Raw genomic sequence first — 19,412 nt, forward strand, 5'->3', positions numbered from 1 at the left:
CGCGAAAACAAAGGCTTACAGCGAGTTTTTGAATCCGGCTGGACGCGACCCGTCATCGGGATCGGATGCCTCAATCAGGTAGCGCTTGTTCTCATATGTCTCGATCAGGGTCGCGAGAACATCGAAGCGGTCACCATCGAGCGAGCCGACCTCCGGCTCGTTATCGAAATATCTTGTGATTTCGACGATCGCCCAATCGTAATCGGCTTCGGTCTTAAGGGATCGAATGTTTTCCATCGCACCTCCTCCGGGTCGATCTTGTCATATTCTTTGTTGGCAGGAAACGGGTGGCGGGGCCGGCTTCCAGCGGCTCCAATGCGGCATGTTCATCACTCTCGCCAAAGACCTGAAATCCACGCCGCTGCCGGTCACCGACGACCCGCGCTGGGCGCGCATCGTGGCGCGCGACAAATCGGCGGACGGACAATTCTGGTATTCGGTGGCGACGACCGGCGTCTACTGCCGGCCCTCCTGCCCGTCGCGGCGCGCCAATCCCGTCAACGTGCAACTGCACGACACGCTGGCTCGGGCGAAGGCGACCGGCTTTCGCGCCTGCCGGCGCTGCAGCCCGGATGGCCCTTCGCTCGAGGCCGGCAATGCCGCGATGGTCGCCGATGCCTGCCGCAGGATCGAACAGAGCGAGGAAGAGCCCTCGCTCGCCGAGCTGGCTGATGCCGCCGGCCGCAGCGCCGGCTATTTCCACCGCGTCTTCAAGGCAATCACCGGGCTGACGCCGAAGGACTATGCCGCCGCACACCGTGCCGCCCGGGTCCGCCAGGGCCTGGAAGACGGCGCCAGCGTCACAGTGGCGATCTACGATGCCGGCTTCAATTCGAGCGGGCGCTTCTACGAGAAATCCACCGGCATGCTCGGCATGACGCCGACGCGCTATCGTGCGGGCGGCGCCAATGAGGACATACGCTTTGCCGTCGGCGAGACCTCGCTCGGCGCCATACTGGTCGCGTCGAGCCGCAAGGGCGTCGCCTCGATGCTGCTCGGCGACGATCCGGACACGCTGGTGCGCGACCTGCAGGACCGTTTCCCCAAGGCGCGGCTGATCGGCGGCGACCAAGACTACGAGGCGCTGGTCGCCCGCGTCGTCGGCTTCGTCGAGGCCCCACAGCTCGGCCTCGACCTGCCGCTCGACGTGCGCGGCACCGCCTTCCAGCAGCGCGTCTGGCAGGCCTTGCAGGACATACCGGTCGGCAACACGGTTTCCTATGCAGAGATCGCCGAGCGCATCGGCGCTCCCAAGGCAACCCGCGCCATCGCCGCCGCCTGCGCCGCCAACGCCCATGCGGTCGCGATTCCCTGCCACCGCGTGATCCGCAAGGACGGCGCGCTGTCCGGCTACGCCTGGGGCGCCGAGCGCAAGCGCGCGCTGCTCGACCGCGAGGCCCACGGGTCGGCGAAGGCCGCCGACCGGGCCTACTGGTCTTCGCGGGCGTGACGACCGGCGATGCGCACGATGGCAAGGCCTTCCGCCGCCGGTGCGAACATCGAGATCGCCAACGGTGCTGCCATAGACGCGAAGACACAGGTCTTGGCCGCCATCGGCGAACTGGTCGATGATGGTAAGGCAGTATGGAGCCGCACTGCGAGTGGCGAGGTTGAGCTGCGGCTGCTGAGTGGGGAGGTGTTCGTGCTGGGTGAGGTGTCCGTCACGCGTGTTGCCTGAAGCGCTTACCTTCGCGTTCTTATCCTCGAACGCGGCAATTTGAATTTGAAAGCAAGCATCGGAGTGAGGGACGCAAGGCACACAGCTAGGGTTCAGCCACAGACACAGGAGTGAAGACAATGAACCCGATGCAAACCCACATGCCCGCGACAGCCAGCAACGCTGCCACCCTCGACGCCATCGCCTACGCCGTCGGCCAATCCGCGATCGGCAAGATCCTCGCGGCGCGCAGCGCGATCGGCGTCTGCGCCATCCTGATCGGCTCGGACGCCGACGCGCTGGAGCAGGACCTCGCCGACCGCTTTCCCGGCAAGGTGCTGGTCGAAGACAAGGGTGCCCTCCACGATGATCTCGCCGCGATTGCCCGCTTCATCGAAACGCCGGGCGCCGGCCTCGACCTGCCGTTCGACATACGCCACGGCACGCCATTCCAGCAAAGGGTGTGGGAGGTGCTGCGCGCCATCCCTTGCGGCGCCACCATCACCTACACCGCGCTTGCCCGGCGCCTTGGCCAGCCGTACGGCGCGCGCGCCGTGGCGACCGCCTGCGCCGCCAACGCCATCGCGCTCGGCATTCCCTGCCACCGCGTGGTCCGCGCCGACGGCACGCTGTCGGGCTACCGCTGGGGCATCGAACGCAAGCGCGCTCTGCTCGACAAGGAGGCCGCGATATGAACGCCCATGCCAAGGTTGCCACAGCGGCGGTGGAAGCCGCCGAAACACGCGTCGCCATTTACGACTGGCCAGCGCTGGCCGCCGAGCTCGACGGCTTCGGCTGCGCGGTGATGCAAAAACTGCTCTCGCCTGAGGAGTGCCGGCAGATCGCCGGCCTCTACATCAAGGAAGAGCATTTCCGCAGCCACATCCACATGGCCAGGCACGGTTTCGGCAAGGGCGAATACCGCTACTTCCGCTATCCCTTGCCCGACCTCGTCGGCGGCCTGCGCAGCGCGCTCTATCCCAGGCTGGCCGAGGTCGCCAACCGCTGGAACGAGCGCATGGCGATCCCCCTGCGCTACCCCGCCACGCATGCCGAATTTCTCGACCAGTGCCACGCCGCGGGCCAGGTCAGGCCGACGCCGCTTTTGCTGCAATATGTCCCCGGCGACTTCAACTGCCTGCACCAGGATCTCTATGGCGACCTCGCCTTTCCCCTGCAGGTGGCGATCCTGCTTTCCGAGCCGGGCGAAGATTTCACCGGCGGTGAATTCGCACTGACCGAGCAGCGGCCGCGCATGCAGAGCCGGGTCGAGGTGGTGCCCTTGCGCCAGGGCGACGCCGTGGCCTTCGCCGTCCACAACCGGCCGGTGCAGGGAACCAAGGGCAACTACCGCGTCAACCTGCGCCACGGTGTCAGCCGCCTGCGCTCAGGCATGCGCCACACGGTCGGCATCATTTTTCACGATGCGAAGTGAGCGTTTCTTACCTTCCCCCCTTGTGGAGAAGGGAAAGCGCCGCCTCGTTCCGCGTCGCCGAAGACCATCTCCAGGATCCACGGGCAGGCATAATAGTCGGCAATGCGGTCGATGACGCCGCCGTCGGCGTGGACGCGCACGAAATAGGCTGGCCGCCAGACCTCGCCATGCAGCCTGTCGACGACCAGCACGGCCTCCCCTTCGATCGTATCTGGCCGCATGCGCCAGGGCTCGCCGCGCTCATACTCGACGAAATAGGGCGAGTCGGAGAGCAGGCCGTTGTAGCAGTCCGAAACCCGCAACTGGGCGTCGGCGCTGGTCAGCGCCCGCACCCCGTCCCAGTCCCTGGCATTGAAGAGCTCGACATAGCGGCCAAGCAGCCGCTCCAGTTCGGGATCGTGCGCCGGCGCCGCGACCGGTTGCGCCGGCAAGGCGGCGAGCTTGGCCCGGCCGCGATTGAGTGCCGACTTGACGCCCCCCGATGTCGAACCGACCAGGCCGGCAATCTCCTCCAGCGAATGGTCGAAGACATCCTTGAGCAGCACGCAGGCGCGCTCCTTCGGCGGCAGGTGCACCACCAGCCTTTCGATGGCGCGGCCGGCGCCCGCACCGGCGGGTTCGACCGGCAGCACGATCTCATCGCTGGCATAGCCAGCTTCGGCCTTGAGCCGCGTGCGGCGGGTGCGGATGAAGTCGATGCACTTGTTATGTGCGATGCGGAACAGCCACGGCCGCAGCGCCTGTGTGTCGTCGAGCAGCCCGATCTTGCGATAGGCCTCGAACAGCGCCTCCTGCATGATGTCCTCGCCATCGAGGGCCGAGCCGGTCATGCGCGCGCAATAGCGGTGCAGACGGACGCGCAAATGCGAGACCGTCTCCAGGAACGCCCTGTAGCGCAGGTCGAACAGGCCTTCGGGGTCGAGGCGCGGCTCGATGCCTTGCCTCGTCTCAGGGGAATTGCGGATCTGCTGGTTCATCGCGGCACGTCGCTCAGCGTCACCGCAGCATTGCGCAAGCGCTGCGCATCCACAAGCCCGAAGTGCGACCCGATCGGCCCTCTCATGCCTACGCCGCCTTGCCGCCGGCGACCTTGCCGCTGACGGCATTGTCACCGGCATCCGGCAGCCCGAGCCTCGGCCGCACCCAGGCGGCGAGGCGGCCGATCGCGTCGTCGGCCTCCGGCGCCCGGCCGGCCATCATCTGGAAGGAGTGCAGCATGTCGTCGAAGACGTCGAGGCGCGTCTCGACGCCTGCCTGCCGCGCGCGCTCGGCGAACATGCGGCTTTCGTCGACCAGCGTCTCGTCGGCGCCGGCCTGCAGGAAGACCGGCGGAAAGCCACTCAAATCGGCATAGAGCGGGCTGACCTCCGGATCGAGCCGATCGTAGTCGCCGATGAAGTTGGTCACCAGCCAGTCGACGCCTCCCTTGGCGAAGAAGGGATCCTTTTCACGGTTGGTTTCGTAACTGGTGGCGGTCAGCGCCATGTCGAACCAGCCGGAGATGATCAGCGTGGCGGCCGGCAGCGGCCGCTCCCGCGCGCGCAGCCGCTGCAGGACGCCATAGGTCAGCACCGCGCCGCAGGAATCCGCGGCAAGCGCGATCCGCCTGGTGTCGAAGTCCTGGTCTATGAGCCAGTCCCAGGCTGTCATCGCCGCCTCGAGCTGGGCCGGATACTTGGCCTGGTCGGCCAGCGGATAGCCATAGAGCAAGGCCCGGCAGCCGACGGCCTTGGCCAGATGGCCGACCAGCTTGCGATGGGTGTAGATCGAGCCGCCGACGAAGCCGCCGCCATGCGCATAAAACAGCACCCGCCGCTCGTCCGCGCCCTTCGGCACGACCCATAGCGCAGGCACGCCGCCGGCATCCACCTCGACATAGTCGACGCCGCCGGGTTCGCCGGTCAGCGCCGTCCAACTGGCATCGTTGAACTCGACGAACGCCTGCGGGCTCATTTTGCCGGCATTGGCGCCGATCGCCGCGTAGTGGTTCCTGTTTGCTTCGCTCTCGATGCTCGCCATGATGCTCTCCTGGGTTACGGATCGCGGACCGCGCGACCTTTCGAGAAGCAGAGACGGATGGGCCGACAAAAAGGATACGTCGCCGCGGACGATTTTCCGCCCCGGCTAGCCCTCACCCCGAAACATCGCGGCGTGGCGTTGGGCGAATTCGACGAACGGAGTCGGCCGCACACCGAACATGTCGTGCGTCACCAGATGCACCCGCGATTTCGGCCGTCGCAGCCGCTCGGCCAGTTGTTCGTCCAGCGCATCGGCAAAGCCGGCCGGGACGCCGCTGGCCAGCAGGTTGCGCCGCCGCTCTGCGGGGCTGACATCGACATAGCGAACCGGCTTGCCGATCGCCTGCGATATCAGTGCGGCGATATCGCTCATCGTCAGCGCCTGCGGCCCGGTCATATCGAGACTCTCGCCTTCATGGCCGCCATCGCGCAGCAGCCGGAAGGCCACCTTGGCGATATCCTCGACATCGACCGGCGACAGTTCGGTCTCGCCGAGCGCGAGATAGAAGGCGCCCTCGGCGGCAATGGTCGGTGCATCGCGCAGGTAGACCTGCATGAACTGGCTGGGGCGCAGATGCGTCCATGCCATGCCGGCCCCCTCCAGATAGCGTTCGACCTCCTCATGCATGCGGGTGAAGCGGAACCTCGTCGCATCGTAGCCGATGTTGGATTCGGCGCCGGAGAACTTCACCACATGCGCGACGCCGGCCCGGCCGCAGGCATCGATGAAACGGCACTGCGTTTCCGTCATGTCGTCGGCGGCGGTCGAAATCATCAGCACGCGGTCGATGCCGTCGAGTGCCGCGCCCAGCGTGTCCGCCAGGCGCATGTCGCCCTCGACCAGTTCGACGCCGACAAGGCCGCCGAGCCCCGCCACTGACGCCCGGTCCGCATCGCGCACCAGCGCCCTCACCTCATGCCCCTGCCGCGCGAACTCGTGCACGATCGCCTTGCCGTTCAGCCCCGTGGCACCCGTCACCAGGATCATCGTCATCTCTCCGTCTGGATTGAGGCGGCCGCCCCACCGGCGACCGCACCTTGAAGACGAAGAGACGAGGGCAAAGGATTCTGCCCACACAGTCTTTTGACGGGAACCTTCGCCGTGCCCCCTCACCGCGCCGGGGCGTAGCGGTTGACCACCATGCCGCAGGCATAGGCTTTCGAGCCGAGCAGCCGGAGGTTACGAAAACCGCCCTGGTCGAAGATGCGGCGGCCGGCACCCAGCACGGCCGGATTGATGAACAGCTGGAACTCGTCGACCAGTCCGGCCGCGATCAGCGACGAGGCAAAGCCGGCGCCGCCGAAGACGATGATGTCGCCGCCCTCGCCTCCCTTCAGCGCCTCGACCTCACGCGGCAGGTCGCCGCTCACCACCGCCGTGCGCTCCCAGCGCGAGGTTTTCAACCTGTCGCTCGGCACCACCTTCCGGACCTCCACGACGCGCCGGGCGAAGGCGTAGAACGGATCGCGTGGAAACTTCTTCGCCGCATTGCCCCAATGGCTGAGATAGCCCTCCTCGGCCATCTTGCGGCTGAGCAGGATGGTGTCGATGCCGGCGAAGACTGTGTTGAAATCCTGCTTCAGCTCCTCGTCCCAGCCGATGTCGTCGCCCCATTCCCAGAGCTGCCAGCGATGGTCGTCATTGGCGCCGACAAAACCGTCGACCGAGATCTGCATCTGCAAGATAAGCTTCTTCATCGACGTCTCCTCGTCTGTCCGGCTCAAAGAAAATTGCTTTACTTTTGGAACCATTGACGCAAGGCAAAAATGGTGTCAAGAGTAAAGTGATTTAAAAATGGAACCATAGACATGTCGACGCGCGAAAGGTCCGGCTGCCCCATCAGCCTGTCGCTGGAACTGCTCGGCGACCGTTGGACGCTGCTCATCATCCGCGATCTGGTCTTCGCCGGGAAAACGCATTTTCGCGAATTCCTGCAATCGGATGAAGGCATCTCCTCGCGCACGCTGGCCGAGCGGCTGCAGACCCTACAGGACGAAGGCATCCTCACCCGCAGCGACGATCCGAGCCACGGGCTGAAGGCGATCTACCGGCTGACGGAAGCCGGCATCGACCTGTTGCCGGTGCTGGCCACGCTCGGCGCGTGGGGCAGCAAGCACCGCAAGGCCGACGATCAGCTCGCCCGCACCGCCGACGAACTGGCGGCCGGCGGCGAGCCGGCGCTGGAACGGATGAAGGCGGCGCTGCGGGCCGAACATCTGGCGAACACATGATCGCCGAAACTCTTGAAGGATGCCGCGAGGCCGAGGCGCCCCAACCGCGCGGCGATAACGGATCGTCAGCCATCATACTCGTCGTGAAGGCGAACCCAATCGCCCAGCGTATGTGACGGCCCGTTTTCATTGCGGCCGATGGGAGTGAGGTCGAGATAGCTATAGGTCCCGATCAGGTTCTCGCCGCCCCGGCTCCGCACCTGGAAAGTGCAGTAGATCGTGCCATCGTCATCCCTGTAGAAAACGGTCGCGCCGCCGCGATCCCTGCCTTTCATCGCGACCTCTTCGAAATTGAACAGCACCTTGCCCGACTTGATCTGGTCCTCGGTGAACGACACCTGGAAGTCGAAATTGAAATCGCTGCCGAATGACGAAACCCAATCGAACTGCCAATTCATCCGCGCCTTGAAATCCATGAGCTCGGCCAGGGGAGCGCGCGCGCAGACGACCAGGGAGACGTCGTGATGCCTGAGATGCTGGTTGGCGGCGTCGATGTGGTCGCAAAGGAATGAACAGCCGGTGCAGCGATAGTCCGCATTGGGCGGAAACATGAAGTGATAAATGATCAACTGGCTGCGACCCCCGAAGAGATCGGCCAGCGATTTCCTGCCCTGGGTCGTATCGAACTCGTAGAGCTTGTCGATGCGCAGCCACGGCAGCGCGCGCCGCTCCGCCGCGAGTTGTTGACGCTGTCGGGTCAACGCCTTCTCCTTTGCGAGATGCGATTTGTGCGCTTCAAACCAGTCCGAGTAAGGCGCGATGATGTGGTCGGTCATGTCGTGCTCCTTCCGCATTCAGGCATGCTGACAGCCTCGTTGCCCGTCTTGAAGACGTAGTTGAAAACCGCGATCCGACATGGGCCGCGCAATTTTCGCGGGAAGATAGCAGGCGATACAGCCGGACACGGACATGCCGCTTGACAGATGTACATGTTATGTTCTCTATTTGTTCCGATCCATCAGCAACCGCGGATATGCAGCCGGATGGAAACGACAGCCACCATCCTGCATGCCGATCTCGATGCCTTCTATGCCTCGGTCGAGCAGCTGCTCGACCCGTCGCTACGCGGCAAGCCGATCGCGGTCGGCGGCGGCGTGGTGCTCGCCGCCTCCTATGAAGCGCGCGCCTTCGGCGTGCGCGGCGGCATGCCGGGGCGCAAGGCGCGCGAGCTTTGCCCGCAACTGATCTTCGTTGGCGGCAATTTCAGCCACTACCAGCGGCTGGGCGACGCGGCGATCAAGGTGCTCGACGATTTCACGCCGGTGGTCGAGCGCATTTCCATCGACGAGGCCTTCGCCGATGTCGCCGGCTGCACGCATCTGTTCGGGCAGCCGCAAGAGATCGCCACGGCGATCCGCCGCCGCGTACGGGCCGAACTCGGCCTGCCGATCTCGATCGGCGTCGCCCGCACCAAGCATCTGGCCAAGATCGCCTCGCAGGTCGCCAAGCCCGACGGGCTGGTGGTGGTCGACCCCGGCAACGAACTGGCCTTCCTGCACGATTTGCCGGTCTCGTTGATGTGGGGCGTCGGTCCGGCGACCAAGGCGCGGCTGGCCGAAATCGGCATCGAGACCATCGGCGAGCTGGCCAGGACGCATAGCGGCGCGCTGACGCGGCTGCTCGGTCCCGCCGCCGGCGAAAAGCTCGCCGCTCTCGCATGGAACCGCGATCCGCGGAAACTGGAGACCGGGCGCCGGGCACACTCGGCCGGCGCGCAATCGGCGCTTGGGCAAAAGCCTGCCGTGGCGCAGGTGATCGTGCCGACGCTGCTGCATCTGGCCGACCGCGTCGCCAGCCGGCTACGCGCCAAGGCGCGGCCGGGCCGCACGGTGACGGTGCGCGTGCGCTTTGCCGATCTCAGCGCCGTCACGCGTTCGATCACGCTGGATCAGCCTATCTCGGCGACCACCATGCTGGCCGAGATCGCCGGCGACCTTGTGCGCGGCGTGCTCGCCGACCATTCACGCGAAAAGACCATCTCGCTGCTGGCGATCTCGGTCTCGCATCTGGAGGAAAGCGCGGAACTGCAGCTCGACCTGCCGCTTGGCCTCGCCGACGAGAAGCGCCGGCCCGGCAGCAAAAAAGGCCTCGCCCGCTTCGGCGCCGACCGCGCCATCGACAAGATCCGCGAACGCTTCGGCAAGCAGGCCGTCGGCTACGGCACGGTGGCGCTGGAAGCGGCGCGCTCCGTGCCCGACGAATTCAGGGAACTGGCGGAAAAGGAACTGTGAGCTATCTGCCGGTCCGCCAATAGCGATGCACGCTGACGCCGCTGCCGCTTCCCCCATGCCAAGGCTCACAGGCGATCCCGTCCTTGTCGGCATCATGCGTCGGCCAATAGCCCGGCTGTCCCCTGCGCGCGGGAGCAAGCCCGATGGCGCGGGCGGCCGCACAGTTGGGGAACGCGGCAAAGTGCCTTAAGGCGGCGAGCGGCGAGTCAATCTGGATGCCGACAAAGCCATAGGCGATGTAGCCGGACAAGAGGATGAACGGCGCGAAAAGAGCCAGATATTTCAGCCTGCCGTGGCGACGAGTTGCAGGCCAATGCAAGAATGGCAGAAGCATTCCCGGCGCGCCCCCTGCTTCAGACCCCGACACAAATCTATCTTCACCGGGCTGTTGCGACAACCGGCAACGCTTGCCAAACCCCGCCGTGCCGCCCATACAGCGGGACGGGCGGATCGCCCATCCCGAGAGGTCCGCGCCTCTCCCATCCTGCCGGGAATACTGTCCGATGTCAGCGACGCCGTGCCCTTGGTCGAAGCCGTGACGGCCTCTTCCCCCTCCCTTGCCGGCCTTGGATGGTCGGAATTTTTCGGCGACCAGCTTGAACCGGGCGATGCAGACCTCATCCCGACCCGCATTGCCATGGTCCATCGAGACCGGCTGAGCGGCCTGTCGCAGACGGGACAAACCGACCTGTCCCTGGCGCCGCAGGCCACCACCGGCGACTACGCCGTCGGCGACTGGGTGCTGGTCGAGCCGCACAGTCACCTTCTGCGGCGTCGCCTGACCCGCAAGACGGTTCTGGAACGCCGCGTCCAGGGCGGCAGGGGGCCACAGCTGGCCGCCGCCAATGTCGACACGCTGTTCATCGTCACGTCCTGCAATGCCGACTTCAACATCGCCCGGCTCGAACGCTATCTGGCGCTGGCCAACGAGGCCGGAACGACGCCTGTGATCCTGTTGACCAAGGCCGATACGGCTGAGGACGCCGAGGCGTACCGGAAGCAAGCCGCCGCGCTGCAGCGCGGATTGGCCGTGGTGACGCTGAACCCGCGCATCGCGGACGCCGCGGGCGCACTCGCGGCCTGGTGCGGCGCGGGGCAGACGGTGGCGCTGATCGGTTCCTCCGGCGTCGGCAAATCGACACTGGTCAACACGTTGGCCGGATCCGCGCAGCAATCACCGCAGCAGACCGGCGCCATTCGCGAACACGACGCCAAGGGACGCCACACCACCACGGCGCGGTCGCTGCATGCCATTGCCGGTGGCGGCTGGGTGATCGACACGCCGGGCATGCGCACGCTGCAGGTCAGCGACGTCGCCTACGGCATCGACACGCTGTTCGCCGAAATCACCGAGTTGGCGCCGCTGTGCAAGTTCCGCGACTGCACGCATATGCACGAGCCGGGCTGCGCGGTGCAGGCAGCGTCGAAGGCCGGCACGCTCGATCCGGAGCGCCTGGCCCGCTGGCGCAAACTGTCCGACGAAAACCAGAACAACACGCCGGTTCAGACGGGACCTCGCGGCGCCAAGTCACCCGCCGGCCGCGGCAAGCGACGTTGAACGGCTGCTCTACTGCCCTCAAAGCCGGGCCGTGCCGAAAACCCGATCCCAGAAAAGCGACGTCACGCCGAAATTGGCGTTGTCGTCGATATGGTGATGCACCGCGTGGCGGCGCTTGAGCGTGTAGAGATAGCTGGGATGGGCGGGATGCCAGTGGTGGATCATGTGGTGGACGCTGATGTACCAGAGATAGCCCAGCATCAGCCCGCAGCCGACCGCGCTGGCGGTCGCGAAATCCGAGAGCAACCAGATGGGCAGCGCGATCAACGCATGCACGCCCAGGCTGAGCCAGGTCGGCGTGCCCACCGGACTGCGCTCTTCGACGTGATGACGGTCGTGCAGATCCCTGATGTAGGGAACATGATGCAGGACGAAGCGGTGCAGGACGTATTCGATCAACGTCCAAAGGCCGAGACAGATCACCACCGTGCCGATCCAGTCCGGCGCACTCTCCTCCCCGGCCTCGATCAGCCCGGCCACGCCCAGAAGGGCGATCACCAGCGGATAGACCACGAAATCGCTGTAGTAGCCGATCAGACCGAGTTGCATTCCGGACGCCCCAACTGATTTCGACGCCGCCCCAGAATCGATGCTATCAGATTGCCGAACTCGCGGATGAGGTGCAATGCAGATGCATCTGACATAGCGTCGCAATTTCCCGGTGCAAGTTCAGCACGCATGATCGACTCGAAGAATCGGCGGGCCTGCACCGGCGCCGCAAACGGACATGCAAAAATGGCAAAACGCAGTGCGGGCCTGCTGATTTATCGTCGAAACGATGGGGATATCCAGGTGCTTCTGGTTCACCCGGGCGGCCCGTTCTGGGCAAAGAAGGACGACGGCGCCTGGTCGATCCCGAAAGGCCTCGTCGACGAGGACGAGGACGAACTGGCGGCAGCGCAACGCGAGACCGGGGAAGAGCTCGGCATCACAATCGACGGCCCCTTCGCGCGCCTCGGCGACTACAAGCAACCGGGCGGCAAGATCGTCATTGCCTGGTCGGTCGAGGCTAGCACCGAGATCGATGTCGCCACGATCAAGAGCAACAGCTTCACCATGGAATGGCCGCCGCGATCTGGGTCGATGAAAGAATTTCCGGAGGTCGACAGGGCCGGCTGGTTCAGCCTGCCGGAGGCGGAGGTAAAACTTCTGCAGGGCCAGCGCCCGATGCTGTCGGATCTGGCGAAGCGGCTGGGGATCGGGTGATTGCCGGCGGCAAAGCTGCCAATCTCCCTTCGTAGGGGAGATCGGCTGTCACCCCGCAAACCGCGCCGCAGTCCACGCGCCACCCGCCGCATTCGACTCCACCGCCGCCGCGACGAACTTCACGCCACGCGCGCCATCGACAACGTCCGGCACCCGCGCCGCACGCGCGGCATCGAGCACGCCACCGGAGCGATGCGCGCGGATGATGTCGGCGGCGTCGCGGTAGAAATTGGCGAAGGCCTCGATATAGCCTTCCGGATGCGCCGCCGGCATGCGCGAGACGCGCCGGCTTTCTTCGGTCGAACCATGGCCGCCGCGCACCAGCGTGCGGGTTTCCTCGCCATAGCGCGAGAAGCGCAGTTCCTCCGGCCGCCCGCCCGACCATTCGAGCCCGGCTTTGTCGCCATAGATGCGCACGGACAGATCATTGTAGTGGCCGGGCGATGTCTGGCTGGCCAGGATCGTGCCGCGTGCTCCATCAGCCCAGCGCACCATGACATGCGCATTGTCGTCGAGCCGGCGTCCGGGCACCGCGGTGAACAGGTCCGCCGACACCGCCTCGGCCTCACGACCCGAAATATAGCTCGCCAGATTGAAGGCATGCACGCCGATATCGGCCAGCACCGCCGACTGCCCTGCCCGCGCCGGATCGGTGCGCCATTCCGCCTGCTTCTGGCCCTCGGCGTCGATCGGCTTGGTCAGCCAGTCCTGGATGTAGGCGCCATGCACCGACACGATCCGCCCGAGTTCGCCCGCCATCACCATTTCGCGCGCCTGCCGGACCATGGCGTAGGCGGTGTTGTTCAGCGTCACGACGAAGCGGCGTTTTTTGGCGCGCGCCAGCGTCACCAGCGCCTCGGCGTCGCTGAGCGTCGTCGACAGCGGCTTGTCGCAGATCACATCGATGCCCGCCTCGAGGAAGGCGGTGGCAATCGGTGCGTGCAGATGGTTGGGCGTGACGATGACGACCGCCTCGATGCCATCAGGGCGCCCGGCTTCCGCCAGCGCCATGGCGTGATAATCGGCATAGCTGCGCTCCGGCGCGATGCCGATCTCGGCGGCCGAGGCGGCGGCGTTCTCCGGGTCGGAGGACAGCGCACCGGCCACCAGCACGATCTGGTCGTCGAGGCGCATGGCCAGCCGATGCACGGCGCCGATGAAGGCATTGCGGCCGCCGCCGACCATGCCGACCCTCAGGCGCTTGCCCGCCGACCCATCCGATGTTGCGTAGACCATGTTTTCTCCTCCACCTATCACTTCGTCATCCTGGGGCGGAGCAAGGAGCGCAGCGACGCGGCGCAGTCCCCAGGATCCATGCCGTGACTTCAAGGCGTTGCGACGGTGCGGAATTTTCCCTTCCGTCACGGCATGGATCCTAGGGTCTCCGCGACGGAGCTTCGCTCCTGCTTCGCCCTAGGATGACGACGGTGAGGCCTAACACTTTCGAACACAATTTCCAATTTCCGTATTGTAATACGATTGTGCCACGCTAGCCTGCGATCATGAGTGGGGCGGGCAAATCTTCGGGACGATCTCATGCCGACGAGGCGGCGACGCGCAAGCGCGGGCGCTCGCTGGCGGCGTTGGGCTACATCAAGCCGCAGACCTATGAGGAACTGCGCGCTGTGCTCTCCTCCGGCACCGTGCATTTTCCCAAGCGGCTGCGCCAGGTGGCGATCTTCATGTGGCAGCATCCGAGCGATGTCGCACTCGGCACCATCGCCCAGGTGGCGGCACAGGCGGGCGTGCAGCCCTCGACGCTGGTGCGCTTTGCCCAGATCTTCGGCTATTCCGGCTTTTCCGATTTCCAGGGCCTGTTCAAGGAACACGTAAAGGGCTCCTGGCCGGAAGCGCGCGGCGAGCCGCGCGCCGAGGTCGAACCCAACGCCGCCATGCATTTCCTGCGCGGCATGGTCGGCGCCTCGCAGGCCTCGCTCGGCCGCATCGAGACCGGCTTCGACGTCGAGAGCTTCGAGAAGATGGTGACGCTGCTGGCGGCGGCCGAGCTGATCTATGTCATCGGCTCCAAGCGCGCCTTCCCGGTCACCGCCTATCTGTCGCTGACCTTGTCGCAGCAAGGCGTGCGCAATGTGCTGGTCGACAATGTCGGCTCCTCCGCGCTCGACCAGGTCGGCTGCATCGGCGGCCGAGATGCCGTGCTGGCCGTTTCCTTCAGCCCCTACAATTCGATCACGCCCGACCTTGTCGCGGTGGCGCATGAACGCAAGGCCCGCATCGTCACCATCACCGACAGCACCTTCAGCCCGCTGATCGCTTTGTCGGACAGTTGGCTGGAAGTCGTGGAGTCCGACTTCGCCGGCTTCCGCTCGCTGGCGGCGTCTCTGGCGGTCGGCATGGCGCTGGTCCAAGGCGTCGCGGCAAAACGCGGCGCATGAGGCGCTGCTGGCACAATTGACTATCGGGAATTGCCGTTCCATATTTTAAAAAATAGAAACTTTGTTCCGGGAGGAGGAATGGAGCTTCATCTCCAAGGTAAGGTCGTGCTGGTCACCGGCGCGACGCAAGGCATCGGCCGCGCCATCGCCGAGGCGCTGGCGCACGCCGGCGCCGGCGGGCTGCTGATCACCGGACGCGACGGCAAGCGCGGCGACGCCGTGGCGGCGGAACTGTCGGCCATCGGGACGCCGACCGTCTTCGTCGCCGCCGACCTTGGAGACCCGCAGGCCCCTGTCCTGCTGGCGCAGGCCTGCATCGACCGCTTCGGCCGCATCGATGGCCTCGTCAACGCCGCCGGCCTGACCGACCGCGCTTCCTTCCTCGATGCCAGCCTCGACGACTGGGCTTCGCTGTTCGCCGTCAATGCGCGCGCGCCGTTCTTCCTGATGCAGGCGGCGATTGCCGACATGAGGAAGCGCGGGGAGCCCGGCGCCATCGTCAACATCCTGTCGATCAACGCCCATTGCGGCTCCCCCGAACTCGCCGTCTATTCCGCCACCAAGGGTGCGCTTGCGACGCTGACCAAGAACGCCGCCAACGCCCACCGTTTCGACCGCATCCGCGTCAACGGCATCAATGTCGGCTGGACCGACACGCCGGCCGAACGCGTGATGCAGGCCGAGACGCTGGGCCACGGTCCGGGCTGGCTCGACGCCGCCAATGCCGCGCAGCCTTTCGGCAGGCTGCTCAAGCCGGACGATATCGCCAACCTTGCCGTCTTCCTGCTTTCCGACGCGGCCGGGCCGATGACCGGCGCCGTGATCGACCAGGAGCAGTCGGTGATCGGGGCGAACCGGTGAACGCCGCTTCGACAGCGCCGGAAACGCTCGGGCCGGCCTTGCTGGATCAGCTTCCGGCCGCTGTCCGGACGCCTGGATATGACCGGGCAACTCTTGCGCCTGGCATGGCGCATCTCGGCGTCGGCGCGTTCCACCGCTGCCACCAGGCCGAATACACCGATGATTTGCTGGCGCGCCAGTTCGACCGCTGGGGCGTTGTCGGCATCAATATCCGTCCGCCCACCCTTGCCGACACGCTCGGCCGGCAGAGCGGGCTCTACACAAGGCTGATTCGCGAAAACAGCCATATCGAGGCTCGCGTCATCGGCAGCATCGTGAAGGTGGTGGACAGCCAGGCAAGTGCCGCACCGGCACTCACGGTGCTGTCCTCGCGCGATATCGAACTGGTGACGATGACCGTGACGGAGAAAGGCTATTGCCACATCCCGTCGAGCGGCGCGCTCGATCTCGATCATCCCGACATCGTCCATGATCTCGCCAAACCTCATGCGCCGCGCAGCGTGCCCGGCATCCTCGCGCGGGCGCTGGAGCTGCGCCGGGCCACGCATGGCCGGCCCCTGACGCTGCTCTCCTGCGACAACATCCCGGCCAACGGCGTCATCCTGGAAACCGTCGTGCGGAGCTTTGCCGAACGGCGCGGCAATGGCCTTGCCGACTGGATCGCGGCCAATGCCGCCTTCCCGTCGGCCATGGTCGACCGCATCGCGCCGGCGGTGACGCAGGATGATCTCGACAGTGTCGAGCAATGGTTCGGCTACCGCGACGCCGCCGTCGCCGTCGGCGAGCCGTTCCGGCAATGGGTGATCGAGCAGAAATTCGCCGGCCGCGTGCCGCGCTGGGACCTGGTCGGCGCGACCTTCGTCGACGACGTCACGCCGTTCGAGCATCTCAAGATGCGGGTGTTGAACGGCGCCCAGACGACGCTCGCCACGCTCGGCGTGCTGGCCGGGCTGGAGCATACATCGGATGCCATCGCCGACCCGCTGCTGTCGGCCTTCATCAGGCGCATGCTGGTCGAGCAGACGCTGCCGACGCTGATGCCGGTGCCCGGCATGGATCCACCGGCCTATGTCGAGCAGAGCCTCGGCCGGCTGAAGAACACCGCGATCCGCCACCGCAACCACCAGATCGCCACCGATGGCTCGCAGAAGATCGTGCAACGCCTGCTCAACCCGATCCGCGACCGGCTGCGCCAGGGCGCCTCCATCGGCTTGCTGTCGGTGCCGGTCTCCGGCTGGATGGCCTATCTGATCCAGGCCTCGGACCGCTTCGGCAAACGCTGGCCGGTGTCGGATCCCTATGCCGGCAAAGTCGCCAAGATCGCCGACGCCACTGGCCGCGATGCACCGGCTCTGGCTTCGGCCATCCTTGCCATCGACACGATCTTCGACCCTGGCCTTGCCGCGAACGCTGCGTTTCGCGCGGCCGTGACTTCGGCGCTGGGCGAGCTGCTTTCGGACGATCCGATGGTGGCTGTCCGGCACAGTCTCGAACATGATGAGGCCGCAAGGTTGAAACGATCCAAACAATAGGCATTATAAACATCGACCGTGAAGACACGGCCAGGGGAGGCACTATGAAACTTGGACTGCTCACCGCACCCTTCGCGGAGACGCCGCTTGCCGATGTCGCCGCCTGGGCCAGCTCTGCCGGCTTCGAGGCGCTGGAAATCGCCTGCTGGCCGAAAACCTCCGGTGCGACGCGGCGCTATGCCGGTACCAGCCATATCGACGCGGCCTCCACCTCGCCCGCAAAGGCGAAAGAAATCACCGCCTCGCTGGCGGAAAGGCACCTGACCATCTCAGGCCTCGGCTACTATCCCAATCCGCTGCATCCCGACGCCGCGCATCGCGAGGCGGTGATCGGCCATCTGAAGAAGGTGATCGTGCTGGCCGCCAATATGGGCGTGCCCGTGGTCAACACCTTCTGCGGCGGCGATGCGTCCAAGACCGTCGACGTCAACTGGCAGGACGCGCTGAAAGTCTGGCCCGAAATCGTCGCTTTTGCGCGCGGCCATGGCATCAAGCTTGCCTTCGAGAATTGCCCGATGATCTTCAGCTATGACGAATGGCCGGGCGGGCACAACATCGCCTATTCGCCGCAGGTCTGGCGCCGCATCCTGGAGACCTGGGGCGGCGATATCGGCATGAATTTCGACCCCTCGCACCTGGTCTGGCAGATGATCGACCAGGCCCGCTTCATCAGGGAATTCGGCCCCTACATGCTGCATGTCCACGCCAAGGATTTGATGATTGATCATGATGGTTTGTACGAGCGCGGAATCCTCTCGGCCGGGATAGGCTGGCAGGTGCCGCGCATGCCGGGGCTGGGCGATGTCGACTGGAGCGGCTTCTTCTCCGGCCTCTACCGCGCCGGCTATGACGGATCGGTCATCATCGAACATGAGGACAGGCGGTTTGAAGGCAGCGACGAGCAGGTGAAGCGGGGTTTTCTGCTCGCCCGCGACGTTCTGCGGCCCTACGTCAAGTGAAAAGCATGCCGGTAACGACATGCGGAGAACAACGAGTTGAGCCGCCTGACTCTCTTTCTGAACGGCATGCCTCAACGACTTGGAATTGAAACTGAAAAACAATGTGGAGGAAGTCTGAAATGAAGAAAATCCTGACCATGGTCCCGCTCCTTGCGGGCGCTGCCTTGCTGGCCTCAATGGGCGTCTCGTCGGCCGCCGGCAAATACACGATCGGCATTTCCAACACCGTGCAGGGCAATGGCTGGCGCGAGGAGATGGTCTGCGCCATGAAGGCGCAGGCGCTGGCTTCCGGCGAGGTGGCAAAACTCAACATCGCCCACCGCAACACCGATGCCGCCGGCCAGTTGGAAGACATCCGCAACCTGATCAGCGCCAAGGTCGACGCCATCGTCGTCAACCCGGCCGATCCGGCCGGCATCAAGGCGGGCCTGGAGGAAGCCACCAAGGCCGGCATCGTCGTCGTTGCCGTCGACCAGGCGGTCACCGAGCCGTCGGCCTACATCATCTCCAACAACCAGGAGGAATATGCCTATCTCGGCGCCAAATGGCTGTTCCAGCAGATGGGCGGCAAGGGCGAGGTGTTTTACATGCGCGGCGCCGCCGGCGCTTCGGCTGACTCCGACCGCGACAAAGGCTTCAAGAAGGCGCTGGCCGAATTCCCCGACGTGAAGGTGGCGCAGGAAGTCTTCACCGGCTGGCAGCAAGACCAGGCCAAGCAGCAGATCCTCTCCTTCCTGTCGACGGGAACGCCGATCAACGGCATCTGGACCTCCGGCATCGACAACGTCATCGTCGACGCGCTGGTGGAATCGCAGGCGCCGCTGGTGCCGATCGTCGGTGCCGACAATGCCGGCTTCGTCGGCCAGCTGAGCTCGGTAAAGGGCCTCGTCGGCGCTGCCGTCACCAACCCCGGCTCGATCGGCGGCGCGGGCGTGACGCTGGCGCTGCAGATCCTCGACGGCAAGAAGCCGGCACAGCAGACCGTTCTGGTGCAGCCGCAGCTCTGGGAAAACGCCACCGAGGAAGGCAAGGCCAAGCTGAAGGCTGCCGCCGACCCGTCGCTCAGCCCCGAATGGCCGGTCTCGATCTCGATCCCGGACTGGACGACCTACACGAAGGACCAGATCGTCGCCTGCAAGGGGCCGGGCGAGTAAGGGCTGGACGCGCTTCTTCCTTCTCCCCTTGTGGGAGAAGGTGGCCTCGCGAAGCGAGGTCGGATGAGGGGTGCTCCAGGGAATGCCGACGTCTCACTCCGCTGGAACACCCCTCATCCGTCTCGGCGCTACGCGCCGATCCACCTTCCCCCACAAGGGGGGAAGGAAAGTCG

At 65.5% G+C, this 19,412-nt stretch carries 22 protein-coding genes; 13 read left to right on the forward strand and 9 right to left on the reverse strand.

The window, feature by feature from the left end; all coding sequences use genetic code 11:
- Nucleotides 1-15 precede the first annotated feature (15 nt).
- Nucleotides 16-237 (reverse strand): transcriptional regulator, encoded by a 222-nt coding sequence (locus ACLGL5_RS28940; RefSeq protein WP_494372816.1) that lies wholly within the window; start codon nucleotides 235-237, stop codon nucleotides 16-18.
- Between the two features lie 85 nt (nucleotides 238-322).
- Between ACLGL5_RS28940 and ada the strand changes: the two genes are divergently transcribed.
- From ada to ACLGL5_RS28960, 4 genes are all read left to right on the forward strand, one after another.
- On the forward strand, nucleotides 323-1,450 hold the full coding sequence (gene ada / locus ACLGL5_RS28945; protein ID WP_069092594.1) for a bifunctional DNA-binding transcriptional regulator/O6-methylguanine-DNA methyltransferase Ada: 1,128 nt from the start codon (nucleotides 323-325) through the stop codon (nucleotides 1,448-1,450).
- 9 nt (nucleotides 1,451-1,459) lie between these two features.
- Nucleotides 1,460-1,678 (forward strand): hypothetical protein, encoded by a 219-nt coding sequence (locus tag ACLGL5_RS28950; RefSeq protein WP_069092595.1) that lies wholly within the window; start codon nucleotides 1,460-1,462, stop codon nucleotides 1,676-1,678.
- Between the two features lie 119 nt (nucleotides 1,679-1,797).
- Nucleotides 1,798-2,352 carry a methylated-DNA--[protein]-cysteine S-methyltransferase gene (locus tag ACLGL5_RS28955; RefSeq protein ID WP_069092596.1) on the forward strand — a complete coding sequence of 185 codons (555 nt, stop codon included), beginning with the start codon at nucleotides 1,798-1,800 and terminating at the stop codon, nucleotides 2,350-2,352.
- Nucleotides 2,349-3,092, forward strand: a complete 744-nt coding sequence (locus ACLGL5_RS28960; RefSeq protein WP_069092597.1) for a 2OG-Fe(II) oxygenase — start codon at nucleotides 2,349-2,351, stop codon at nucleotides 3,090-3,092. The genes ACLGL5_RS28955 and ACLGL5_RS28960 overlap by 4 nt, the downstream gene beginning before the upstream one ends.
- On the opposite strand, the gene ACLGL5_RS28965 is transcribed toward ACLGL5_RS28960, so the two are convergent.
- From ACLGL5_RS28965 to ACLGL5_RS28980, 4 genes are all read right to left on the reverse strand, one after another.
- Nucleotides 3,077-4,069, reverse strand: coding sequence for a sigma-70 family RNA polymerase sigma factor (locus ACLGL5_RS28965; RefSeq protein ID WP_019859365.1), 993 nt, complete (start codon nucleotides 4,067-4,069; stop codon nucleotides 3,077-3,079). The two genes, ACLGL5_RS28960 and ACLGL5_RS28965, sit on opposite strands and share 16 nt — an antisense overlap.
- Nucleotides 4,070-4,157: 88 nt before the next feature.
- Nucleotides 4,158-5,111, reverse strand: a complete 954-nt coding sequence (locus ACLGL5_RS28970; protein WP_019859366.1) for an alpha/beta hydrolase — start codon at nucleotides 5,109-5,111, stop codon at nucleotides 4,158-4,160.
- A 105-nt stretch (nucleotides 5,112-5,216) separates the two neighbouring features.
- Nucleotides 5,217-6,098, reverse strand: a complete 882-nt coding sequence (locus tag ACLGL5_RS28975) for an SDR family oxidoreductase (RefSeq protein WP_069092598.1) — start codon at nucleotides 6,096-6,098, stop codon at nucleotides 5,217-5,219.
- Between the two features lie 122 nt (nucleotides 6,099-6,220).
- Nucleotides 6,221-6,808, reverse strand: a complete 588-nt coding sequence (locus ACLGL5_RS28980; protein ID WP_069092599.1) for a dihydrofolate reductase family protein — start codon at nucleotides 6,806-6,808, stop codon at nucleotides 6,221-6,223.
- Between the two features lie 111 nt (nucleotides 6,809-6,919).
- Between ACLGL5_RS28980 and ACLGL5_RS28985 the strand changes: the two genes are divergently transcribed.
- Nucleotides 6,920-7,342, forward strand: a complete 423-nt coding sequence (locus tag ACLGL5_RS28985; protein WP_064981832.1) for a winged helix-turn-helix transcriptional regulator — start codon at nucleotides 6,920-6,922, stop codon at nucleotides 7,340-7,342.
- 65 nt (nucleotides 7,343-7,407) lie between these two features.
- On the opposite strand, the gene ACLGL5_RS28990 is transcribed toward ACLGL5_RS28985, so the two are convergent.
- On the reverse strand, nucleotides 7,408-8,118 hold the full coding sequence (locus tag ACLGL5_RS28990; RefSeq protein WP_027047066.1) for a DUF899 domain-containing protein: 711 nt from the start codon (nucleotides 8,116-8,118) through the stop codon (nucleotides 7,408-7,410).
- A 207-nt stretch (nucleotides 8,119-8,325) separates the two neighbouring features.
- Between ACLGL5_RS28990 and dinB the strand changes: the two genes are divergently transcribed.
- Complete coding sequence (dinB, locus tag ACLGL5_RS28995; RefSeq protein ID WP_069092600.1) at nucleotides 8,326-9,573, forward strand: DNA polymerase IV; 1,248 nt, start codon at nucleotides 8,326-8,328, stop codon at nucleotides 9,571-9,573.
- A gap of 1 nt (nucleotide 9,574) precedes the next feature.
- Here dinB and ACLGL5_RS29000 read toward each other — a convergent pair whose 3' ends face one another.
- A complete protein-coding gene (locus ACLGL5_RS29000) occupies nucleotides 9,575-10,219 on the reverse strand; it encodes an excalibur calcium-binding domain-containing protein (RefSeq protein WP_245307178.1) in 645 nt (214 codons plus the stop codon).
- On the opposite strand from ACLGL5_RS29000, the gene rsgA reads away from it, so the two are divergent.
- Entirely contained in the window at nucleotides 10,109-11,131 is a 1,023-nt protein-coding gene (gene rsgA, locus ACLGL5_RS29005) for a ribosome small subunit-dependent GTPase A (protein WP_245307180.1), read from the forward strand. The genes ACLGL5_RS29000 and rsgA overlap by 111 nt on opposite strands.
- 18 nt (nucleotides 11,132-11,149) lie before the next feature.
- Here the strand turns inward: rsgA and ACLGL5_RS29010 are convergent, their stop codons facing one another.
- A complete protein-coding gene (locus tag ACLGL5_RS29010; protein WP_019859376.1) occupies nucleotides 11,150-11,680 on the reverse strand; it encodes a sterol desaturase family protein in 531 nt (176 codons plus the stop codon).
- A gap of 186 nt (nucleotides 11,681-11,866) precedes the next feature.
- Between ACLGL5_RS29010 and ACLGL5_RS29015 the strand changes: the two genes are divergently transcribed.
- Complete coding sequence (locus ACLGL5_RS29015) at nucleotides 11,867-12,337, forward strand: NUDIX hydrolase (RefSeq protein WP_027047067.1); 471 nt, start codon at nucleotides 11,867-11,869, stop codon at nucleotides 12,335-12,337.
- A gap of 48 nt (nucleotides 12,338-12,385) precedes the next feature.
- Here the strand turns inward: ACLGL5_RS29015 and ACLGL5_RS29020 are convergent, their stop codons facing one another.
- Nucleotides 12,386-13,573: a Gfo/Idh/MocA family protein gene (locus ACLGL5_RS29020; protein WP_069092603.1), complete on the reverse strand. Its 1,188-nt coding sequence runs from the start codon at nucleotides 13,571-13,573 to the stop codon at nucleotides 12,386-12,388.
- Nucleotides 13,574-13,839: 266 nt separating this feature from the next.
- On the opposite strand from ACLGL5_RS29020, the gene ACLGL5_RS29025 reads away from it, so the two are divergent.
- From ACLGL5_RS29025 to ACLGL5_RS29045, 5 genes are all read left to right on the forward strand, one after another.
- On the forward strand, nucleotides 13,840-14,733 hold the full coding sequence (locus tag ACLGL5_RS29025) for a MurR/RpiR family transcriptional regulator (protein ID WP_064981839.1): 894 nt from the start codon (nucleotides 13,840-13,842) through the stop codon (nucleotides 14,731-14,733).
- A gap of 78 nt (nucleotides 14,734-14,811) precedes the next feature.
- On the forward strand, nucleotides 14,812-15,594 hold the full coding sequence (locus ACLGL5_RS29030) for an SDR family oxidoreductase (protein ID WP_038647996.1): 783 nt from the start codon (nucleotides 14,812-14,814) through the stop codon (nucleotides 15,592-15,594).
- Entirely contained in the window at nucleotides 15,591-17,126 is a 1,536-nt protein-coding gene (locus ACLGL5_RS29035; RefSeq protein ID WP_069092604.1) for a mannitol dehydrogenase family protein, read from the forward strand. The genes ACLGL5_RS29030 and ACLGL5_RS29035 overlap by 4 nt, the downstream gene beginning before the upstream one ends.
- A gap of 44 nt (nucleotides 17,127-17,170) precedes the next feature.
- Nucleotides 17,171-18,085: a sugar phosphate isomerase/epimerase family protein gene (locus ACLGL5_RS29040; protein WP_019859383.1), complete on the forward strand. Its 915-nt coding sequence runs from the start codon at nucleotides 17,171-17,173 to the stop codon at nucleotides 18,083-18,085.
- Between the two features lie 119 nt (nucleotides 18,086-18,204).
- The gene (locus ACLGL5_RS29045; protein ID WP_027047068.1) at nucleotides 18,205-19,239 is read left to right on the forward strand and encodes an ABC transporter substrate-binding protein; all 1,035 of its coding nucleotides are present in this window, start codon (nucleotides 18,205-18,207) and stop codon (nucleotides 19,237-19,239) included.
- Nucleotides 19,240-19,412 lie beyond the last annotated feature (173 nt).

The organism is Mesorhizobium sp. U510 (genome assembly GCF_059180695.1).

Coding starts and splice junctions, on each gene's coding strand:
- ACLGL5_RS28980 (WP_069092599.1), bottom strand. CDS start 6,808: ATGAAGAAGCTTATCTTGCAGATGCAGATCTCGGTCGACGGTTTTGTC.
- ACLGL5_RS28955 (WP_069092596.1), top strand. CDS start 1,798: ATGAACCCGATGCAAACCCACATGCCCGCGACAGCCAGCAACGCTGCC.
- ACLGL5_RS28950 (WP_069092595.1), top strand. CDS start 1,460: ATGCGCACGATGGCAAGGCCTTCCGCCGCCGGTGCGAACATCGAGATC.
- ada (WP_069092594.1), top strand. CDS start 323: ATGTTCATCACTCTCGCCAAAGACCTGAAATCCACGCCGCTGCCGGTC.
- ACLGL5_RS28960 (WP_069092597.1), top strand. CDS start 2,349: ATGAACGCCCATGCCAAGGTTGCCACAGCGGCGGTGGAAGCCGCCGAA.
- ACLGL5_RS29015 (WP_027047067.1), top strand. CDS start 11,867: ATGGCAAAACGCAGTGCGGGCCTGCTGATTTATCGTCGAAACGATGGG.
- ACLGL5_RS29045 (WP_027047068.1), top strand. CDS start 18,205: ATGAAGAAAATCCTGACCATGGTCCCGCTCCTTGCGGGCGCTGCCTTG.
- ACLGL5_RS28985 (WP_064981832.1), top strand. CDS start 6,920: ATGTCGACGCGCGAAAGGTCCGGCTGCCCCATCAGCCTGTCGCTGGAA.
- ACLGL5_RS29030 (WP_038647996.1), top strand. CDS start 14,812: ATGGAGCTTCATCTCCAAGGTAAGGTCGTGCTGGTCACCGGCGCGACG.
- ACLGL5_RS28990 (WP_027047066.1), bottom strand. CDS start 8,118: ATGACCGACCACATCATCGCGCCTTACTCGGACTGGTTTGAAGCGCAC.
- ACLGL5_RS28975 (WP_069092598.1), bottom strand. CDS start 6,098: ATGATCCTGGTGACGGGTGCCACGGGGCTGAACGGCAAGGCGATCGTG.
- ACLGL5_RS29040 (WP_019859383.1), top strand. CDS start 17,171: ATGAAACTTGGACTGCTCACCGCACCCTTCGCGGAGACGCCGCTTGCC.
- ACLGL5_RS28965 (WP_019859365.1), bottom strand. CDS start 4,069: ATGAACCAGCAGATCCGCAATTCCCCTGAGACGAGGCAAGGCATCGAG.
- ACLGL5_RS28940 (WP_494372816.1), bottom strand. CDS start 237: ATGGAAAACATTCGATCCCTTAAGACCGAAGCCGATTACGATTGGGCG.
- dinB (WP_069092600.1), top strand. CDS start 8,326: ATGGAAACGACAGCCACCATCCTGCATGCCGATCTCGATGCCTTCTAT.
- ACLGL5_RS28970 (WP_019859366.1), bottom strand. CDS start 5,111: ATGGCGAGCATCGAGAGCGAAGCAAACAGGAACCACTACGCGGCGATC.
- ACLGL5_RS29020 (WP_069092603.1), bottom strand. CDS start 13,573: ATGGTCTACGCAACATCGGATGGGTCGGCGGGCAAGCGCCTGAGGGTC.
- ACLGL5_RS29000 (WP_245307178.1), bottom strand. CDS start 10,219: ATGGACCATGGCAATGCGGGTCGGGATGAGGTCTGCATCGCCCGGTTC.
- ACLGL5_RS29025 (WP_064981839.1), top strand. CDS start 13,840: ATGAGTGGGGCGGGCAAATCTTCGGGACGATCTCATGCCGACGAGGCG.
- ACLGL5_RS29010 (WP_019859376.1), bottom strand. CDS start 11,680: ATGCAACTCGGTCTGATCGGCTACTACAGCGATTTCGTGGTCTATCCG.